Origin of the sequence: Flavobacterium sp. ABG, from assembly GCF_001027725.1 — a bacterium.
Lineage (GTDB): Bacteria > Bacteroidota > Bacteroidia > Flavobacteriales > Flavobacteriaceae > Flavobacterium > Flavobacterium cupriresistens.
The window spans coordinates 181655-189433 of sequence record NZ_LEKS01000011.1 but is presented as its reverse complement, the minus strand read 5'-3'; the positions used below and the strand labels follow the sequence as shown (position 1 = coordinate 189433).

The following is a 7779-nucleotide window of genomic DNA, read 5'->3' as shown; positions in this document are numbered from 1 at the left end:
GTAATTTCGAATCAAGTTAAAAAGTTGTGAAATAATTTTTAGAAATTTCTTTTGTTAGAAGTAGCAGATCATATACTTTTTGGCCAGAGCTTTTTAAGTACCTAATTTTCTAACTTCTCGCTTTGACGATCTCGCAAAGACGCCAAGCCGCTAAGTTTTTTCCTGTTTTTTCATTCAAACTTTGCGATTTTGCGACTCTGCAAGATTTTTACTTCCCCACAACTTTAGGACTTGATCCAAAATCTTATGCTAACAAGCTTTTAGTACTGAATAAGATACTATTAGAAAAAACAAAAGACCAAATCCAAAAGTTGTTGGGAAGCAACTTTTAGACTTGATCTGTTTTTTCATTTACTATATCATCATATGTAAATGAAATTCAATGATTTTATATGTATAAAAAATAGTACACTTACTCACTAAGATACAAATACCCTGATTTTGTATTTAATTTTTTATCAGCTCCGGTTCCGTATTCAATGGTATAGAAATAAGTGCCCGCCGGAAGCTTACCTGTTCCGACTTTTATTCCTTTACCAGCCATGAATCCATCGAAAACATTTCCTGTAGAATCATAATTGTTTGTTTTAAAAACTCTGGCTCCCCATCTATTATAAATCTCAACGGTATTATTAGGATAGTTTTCAATATTTTCAATTTTGAAATAATCATTTACTCCATCATTATTAGGTGAAACGGCATTATATGTCTTTAAATCTGATCCTGCTCCTGCCGTATCCTCCCTTTTTATCTTTGCTAAAGTAAAGATTCCTTTAGCATCGTTTTTAGTGACAGCTGTCACGACCTTACTCTGAAGATCGGAAACACTGTTAATGACTATCCATTTTTTGCTTTCGGGATTCCATTTTACAATTCCAATTTTTTTAGGATCTGAAATTATTTCGGACTGCGACATATCTTCAGACCAACTTAGTGAAATAAAAATATCAGCCTTATCGTTCTTATCTTTATCAATAACCCAATATTCATTATCAGCAATTAATTCTACCAAATCTTCTTTTGCGGAATGCGGGTACAATGCATCTGAATTCAAATTATAATATATTACATTTAAAATATTTACATCATCCAGACCTGATATAATATAACGCCTGTAACTTTTATTAGCTCCAATTGGAAATGTAAATTCCGATTTACCCATCTTAAATACATCTCCATCAACAAAACTTAAATCTGAAGCCAAGCTATTTACTGCATCAAAACCAAAAGTTATAGCCCCTCCAAAATCTCTATTGTTCAAAATCCCTTTTTCAAACAGAGCCATTCCATCTATAGAAATATTACCACGTAGATTAAAACTGGCATTTGAACGATTAGTATTCAAAAATTGAACATTTTTAAATTGAGATTCCATAGTTCCTTCTATATTTTGTATTTCTGAACCTGTAAATCTGGTGTAACCATTTTGTTTGTCATTGAAAGACACTACGCCATTATTACGAAAATTTTGTTTAAAAGAAACATCGCCATCATTCTGAAAACGCCCATCTACAGAATTAATGAAATCTCCGTATACAGAAACTACAGTATTCTCTTTTATTGAGACAATCCCATTATTTAAGACCTCATTATTTTGACCAAAACAAATCACAACTTGTAAAAAGAAAGCAGTTAGATATAATTTCATATTATTACTAAATTTATTTATTTCAATTCCCCATAAATGGTCTTTTTGCAATCTTAAATCCTCTTTTTTCATATTAAATATCTAATTTCAAAGCAAATAAACCACCAAACGGACAATTAAACAAAAGGAATTAATAATCAAAACGATTCGTTTTATAATCGTGAAAATTTTAAGTAAGCAGAATTAATTCGAATGAAAACAAAATTAACTTTAAATCAAAAAACAAGATGGAACAAGTACTATTCATAAGACCCGCTACCTAGTTATTGGTCAGGAATCTGCCCGCAAATGACATCCCCAAACGCCATAAAACAGACAGATAACCTGAAACAATATTTAAAAGAATAAAAATTGAAATTCACCCTCTTGTTCTAATGAAACATAAAACATCGTTTAATTACCTTAACAAGTTTAATCCATCCAAAACACAAACTTTTCATCGGCTTCATTATGGCAATCCGGTCTAATTCCATTATTCCATAAAAGATATTTATCTTACCTTTTAACGAAATCCGTGCAAACTTACAATAGCATAAACTAAAACCTTTTAATTAATCAACACCTGATCGATTGCAATTTATATTTGAAACAAAACCTTTCAAAATGCTACATTTTATTCGAGCAAAATTGCATACGACATACTGCTATCTCTTTAAATTATAGAAACAATTTTTCAGAAAACTTTGTCCCTAAATTTGTTAAGTATTCTTATTTTTTTTGATTTTTGATCTTCAATAAATACAATAAATCCCTTAATTAAGTGTTTATACAAATAGGTATTAAAGTGTTTCACTTTATGTCTATTATGTTTTATTTGTTAATATTTACAAGAGATGAAAAGTATATTGTTTTTAATTATATTGGTTGGGGTATCCTTACAGGGATATGCGCAGGATGAAATGAATAATAAATTCAAACCAATCCCCGCAAAAGAATCGGAAAAAAAAGAAGTTATTCCTCCGAAAGAGATTTCAACAAAGATTGCGCCGCCTGCTATTGTGGAAAAACCGGATCCATTGAAAATTGATCCTGCAGAACTTTTTAAAGATCCCAATTTATACAAAAAAGAAGCTAATATTGAAGGGATTTTTTACAGAAGAAATCAATATTTAGGAGGTTTTAAGACCAAATCCTTTACTTCTACAATTCGATACCGAGATGCTGCTTATGTGGATGGTGATAAGATAAAAATATATCTGAATGATAAGATCGTTGAACCGGAAGTTAGTCTCGATGGAACATTTAAAGAATTTAAAATAAAACTCACAGCAGGCATTAATAAAATCGATTTTGAAGCTCTAAATGAGGGCTTTGCTTCTCCGAATACTGCTCAGTTTGAGGTATATGATGACAAAGGTACCGTTATTAATGCAAGTGAATGGAATGTAGGTACAGGTTATAAAGCCACTATTATTTTATTTAAAGAGTAAAAGATTGTTACCGAAATAACCACCTGTAAAAAGGACGCCAATGAACGAAACTGTCTGATTTTGATTATTTTATGCCTTTGTATTTGGCAAATGCATAAAAACGGGTAGTTCTACGCTCTTGTAGGATTATACATTGCATTAAGTTTGTTACTTAATCCTAAATAACAATACCATGCAAGACAATCAAAATTCACCCATTCCAGCAGGATGGGTTGGCGGGTTTCCACCGGCAGGTTCACCAATGTTATATCCAATCCGAGATCTTTCCTCTTTACCTATGTTGGGTAATATGGATAATATTAACTTTCTCCAGCGTCAGCTTGGCGTAAGATGGCCCGAGTTTAGTTGGGAGACAGAGAAAGACAGTCCTACTAATACGAAACGATGCTATCAGCAATTTGCTCCCTATATCTCGAGAGCCGGTTATACCGATGAAGGAAGGGTATATTCCGTTATCTGTCCACAACAAGGAGTTTGGATCAAAGATGAGATTTGTATCAATGTCGAAGTTACTGTTACCGGACAAAGAGGCTGGGTTAATGAAGTAACCAAAGAGATCGCAATAGACATGACAGTGGAAGGCAAAATTTGGTTAACGCGAGATAAAAAAAAGGGAGGCATATTTAATGACATTTGGGCCTTTATGGAATATGGTCCTTTTAAATTTCCTTTAGATAAAGAGCACGCGATCCGAGTTACAACTCACAAACAAAATGATCCTACTCAACCCATTTTTGAGGTGATACATGGATTAAATCCTGAATTTGAAAATCCACCGTTTGCACTACACGAAGCTGAGGCATTTGCAACGGCCTTTCTTGCCGTAGAAATTGGTGCTATCAAAGAGACAAAAAGCTCCCTTGTGGATGGCTTTAATCATTTAATAATGAACATTTTCAATCTGGGTTCAGGAAATATGCTTCAGCCCGGAAACACCTTATCGTGGAATCTGTGGTTTACAGAACCTGCTCTGGTAAATAAGGAAGAGTGGAAAAATCATGCTAATTTCTGGAGAGATTCTATTGATATTCACCATCGTTCTCCTACCGGAAATGGTACTGATGCCAGGTATTTTGATGGTAGCACATTCAACCCAGAACAAAATGCGATAGATGAAATAGTTCAGGATATTATTGATTATGTTAAAAAACATATTTAGATAACGTAATTCTGGTGGAAATAAATTTGGGGTTAAATTCCAATTTTTTAAATCCCAAATTCCAACTTTTGGAACTTGAAATTCCAGAGACAAAACGTACTTGATTTTAAATACGTACAAATATAAAACCCCAATGTACTAAATGTATATTGGGGTTTATTTATATTTACGCTTCTGCTTTTAGAATCTGCTGTAGTGCTTATTTGGCTACTTTTTTAAATCTCATCATCGGGACATCACCTTCATTTAAATTTAATTTTCCCTCTTTATCAATCGTATAACTTGTGATTTTATTTATTTGTTGCAGGAACTGTTGCTCTCCTCCACCATCACAAAACATCATTGTTGTTGGTCCGGCCTCTCCAAAAGAAAGTTTTTTTCCGTCTAAAGTATAGGAAGCACTGTAGCCGTTACAACCATTATTTCCATACACTCTGGTTTCTTTCTGATCAAAAGTAAGTTGTGGTTTTTTGTTTGGAAATAATCCGTCAAAAGCGATTCTTGGCCCTGAAATATACTCTAACTCCCAGGTTGCATCATAAATGTTGGCGGTACTTTTTGTTTCTTTTGAGGCTTTGCAGGAACTAAAGAATACCGTTGAAATTGCTACGATCGCGATTACATAATTTTTCATAAATGTGATTGTTTTTTAATTAATGATTTTAATTTTTAATGATTGGAATTACTTTAGCAATATTCGTGCCTGATTGTACTTACAAATGTTTTTTTGTTTCAGGTTTCAGGTTCTAATTCAACACGAATAGTGAAAACTGAGATTATTAAACCATATAAGTCATATAAGAAAATATAAGTTGGGCTTAAATGACTTACATCACTTATCTCGTTTTGTTTCAGGTTTAAAGTTTCAAGTTTCAGGTTTTACTTCAACACTAATAATGGAAACTGAGATTATTAAACCATATAAGTCATATGAAAAAATATAAGTTGGGCTTAAATGACTTACATCACTTATATGGTTTTTGTTTCAAGTTTCAGGTTTCAGGTTTCAGGGTTATCATAATTCTATCATTTCGAGCGAAGTCGAGAAATCACATAAAGTACTAAGTTTCTATTTTCCATGATTTTGTCATACTGAGGAACGAAGTATCTTCGCAAGTAATTCCGTAAATTGAAGTTCAACAGTATCGATTCAGCAAACGGAGATCCTTCGTTCCTCAGGATGACAAACTGTACGGAGTTTCTGGTGTGATTTCTCGACTTCGCTCGAAATGACAGACCGCAACGTATAATTTACTGGTTTCAGGTTTCAGGTTCTGCTTCAACACGAATAATGAAAACTGAGATTATTAAACCGTATAAGTCATATGAGAAAATATAAGTTGGGCTTAAAATGACTTACATCACTTATATGGTTTAAAAACTTTGCCCCTTTGTACCTGAGAACCTCTGTAGCTTACCTACTTTTTAAACTGCTGAATACCGGATTGCAGCCATTCTTCATATTCAGTGACGTCTGGCATATATCCGACAGCTTTGTTCAAACTGTTCTCCTTCGTATCTAAAATAAGATAATACGGTTGTGCATTGGCTTTGTATCTTGTAATCTGGAAGTCACTCCATTTATTACCGATTGATTTTATTGTTTTTCCTGTTTCTTTGGAGACGTATTGCTCGCTTTCGGGTAGTTCTCTTTTATCATCAACATAGAGTGATATTAATACAACTTCATTGTTTAAAATCGACAATATTTTGGGATCGGACCAAACGTAATCTTCCATTTTTCGGCAGTTTACACAAGCAAATCCTGTAAAGTCCAAAAGAATAGGTTTGTTAACCGATTTCGCATATGCCAATCCTTTTTCATAATCTGTAAAAGCCATAATATCATGGGGGCCTTTGTGTGCGCCATCGGGCAATACTGTCGTAGAAATAGTATTTCCCGCTTTGGTACCTCCCACTCCATATGGAGATTCACCGTAAGTCATTGGTGGCGGGAAACCGCTGATTAATTTTAATGGTGCTCCCCATAAACCCGGAATCAGATAAATCGTAAAACTCAATACAATTAACCCTACAGACAAACGTCCTACAGAAATAGAGGAAGTTGGTGAGTCGTGTGGTAGTGTAATTTTTCCGAACAGATACAAGGTCAATGTACCAAATATGGCAATCCAAACTGCTAAGAATATTTCACGCTCAAACCAATGCAATTGCAAAACCAAATCGGCATTGGATAAAAATTTAAATGCCAGCGCCAATTCTAAAAAGCCTAAAAATACTTTCACGGTATTCAACCAGCCTCCCGATTTGGGTAATGTGTTTAACCAGCCCGGAAATAAAGCAAATAGCATAAAAGGCAATGCCAATGCGGAAGAAAAACCTAACATTCCGACAATTGGAGCAATACCGCCTTTAGATGCTGCTTCTACCAACAAAGTTCCGATAATGGGGCCTGTACAGGAAAACGACACTATAGCCAAAGCGAGTGCCATAAAAAGTATGCCTATAATACCGCCTCTGTCTGCCTGCTGATCGACTTTATTGGCCCAGGAATTAGGCAACATTATTTCGAAAGCACCTAGAAAAGAACTGGCAAACACCACTAACAGTACAAAGAAAACAACATTAAACCAGACGTTGGTAGACAAAGCATTTAAAGCATCAGCACCGAAAATAAGTGTAATCACTGAGCCTAAAAAAACATAAATCAGAATAATGGACAATCCGTATATAATGGCATTTTTAATTCCTTTGGCTCTGTTTTTACTTTGTTTGGTAAAGAAACTCACCGTCATTGGAATCATAGGAAACACGCAGGGTGTCAACAGTGCCGCGAATCCGGATAAAAAGGCTATAAAGAAAATAGTCCCTAAACCTGTTTCTGAATCTGAATTGTCCTTTTCTGTTACGAGAGGAGCTTTCAAATCTGCTTTTATCGTTTTTTGAGTGTTAATTGCCGAGGCTTCGATTTCTTTCGCTTCTAATGTTTTTAAGTTAAACTCAAAGTATTTGGTCTCGCTTATGCAGTTTTCTTTGCAAACCTGATAGGCTAGTTCGAGCTGAATAATTTCATTCTCTGTATTCGTATTTTTAATCGATTGTGTAAAAGCAACTTTGTTTGAAAAGAAAATTTCATCAACTCCAAAAATGTCGTTAAATTTTCTTTCTGTTTCACTTTCGGTCGCTTTTCCAATTAACTCATAATTTCCATCTTTTTTATGAAAGATCAGTTCTGCCGGCAGAGGTCCACCATCTGGGGTAAATTGTGAATAAACATGCCAACCGGTTTCAATGGTTCCGTTGACGGTAATCAAAAAATCAGCATCGGATTTCTTTTCTATTTTTGGAATCCATTTTACAGGATTTAAAATTTGTGCCTGCCCATTTACAAAAGCAAACAGCAGGAGCACTACATATAGTATTTTTTTCATGGTTTCAATTTAAGCAGAACGAGATGTTCCGGTTATCGTTTTGTTTTCGATCCTTTCTTTAATCTGCATAACAACTCTTTCGATGGCAACGGTGCTGCCATCGAAAAATAGTTGTCTACTCCTTTTTATTGGTTTAAAAAAAACTTTTTA

General features: G+C 34.2%; 5 protein-coding genes. 2 read left to right on the top strand and 3 right to left on the bottom strand.

The window, feature by feature from the left end; genetic code table 11:
* Nucleotides 1–412: 412 nt before the first annotated feature.
* A complete protein-coding gene (locus tag AB674_RS13360) occupies nt 413–1720 on the bottom strand; it encodes a gliding motility-associated C-terminal domain-containing protein (RefSeq protein ID WP_047777339.1) in 1308 nt (435 codons plus the stop codon).
* Nucleotides 1721–2481: 761 nt separating this feature from the next.
* On the opposite strand from AB674_RS13360, the gene AB674_RS13355 reads away from it, so the two are divergent.
* Entirely contained in the window at nt 2482–3078 is a 597-nt protein-coding gene (locus AB674_RS13355; RefSeq protein WP_047777338.1) for a hypothetical protein, read from the top strand.
* A 172-nt stretch (nt 3079–3250) separates the two neighbouring features.
* A complete protein-coding gene (locus AB674_RS13350) occupies nt 3251–4237 on the top strand; it encodes a hypothetical protein (RefSeq protein ID WP_047777336.1) in 987 nt (328 codons plus the stop codon).
* A 199-nt stretch (nt 4238–4436) separates the two neighbouring features.
* Here the strand turns inward: AB674_RS13350 and AB674_RS13345 are convergent, their stop codons facing one another.
* Together AB674_RS13345 and AB674_RS13340 are read right to left on the bottom strand one after the other, a co-directional pair.
* Nucleotides 4437–4871: an META domain-containing protein gene (locus AB674_RS13345; protein WP_047777334.1), complete on the bottom strand. Its 435-nt coding sequence runs from the start codon at nt 4869–4871 to the stop codon at nt 4437–4439.
* Between the two features lie 784 nt (nt 4872–5655).
* Nucleotides 5656–7629 carry a protein-disulfide reductase DsbD family protein gene (locus AB674_RS13340; protein ID WP_047777333.1) on the bottom strand — a complete coding sequence of 658 codons (1974 nt, stop codon included), beginning with the start codon at nt 7627–7629 and terminating at the stop codon, nt 5656–5658.
* Nucleotides 7630–7779 lie beyond the last annotated feature (150 nt).

Excerpts from the sequence above, each read along its gene's own strand:
- AB674_RS13360 (WP_047777339.1), bottom strand. The coding sequence starts at position 1,720 with ATGAAAAAAGAGGATTTAAGATTGCAAAAAGACCATTTATGGGGAATT.
- AB674_RS13355 (WP_047777338.1), top strand. The coding sequence starts at position 2,482 with ATGAAAAGTATATTGTTTTTAATTATATTGGTTGGGGTATCCTTACAG.
- AB674_RS13350 (WP_047777336.1), top strand. The coding sequence starts at position 3,251 with ATGCAAGACAATCAAAATTCACCCATTCCAGCAGGATGGGTTGGCGGG.
- AB674_RS13345 (WP_047777334.1), bottom strand. The coding sequence starts at position 4,871 with ATGAAAAATTATGTAATCGCGATCGTAGCAATTTCAACGGTATTCTTT.
- AB674_RS13340 (WP_047777333.1), bottom strand. The coding sequence starts at position 7,629 with ATGAAAAAAATACTATATGTAGTGCTCCTGCTGTTTGCTTTTGTAAAT.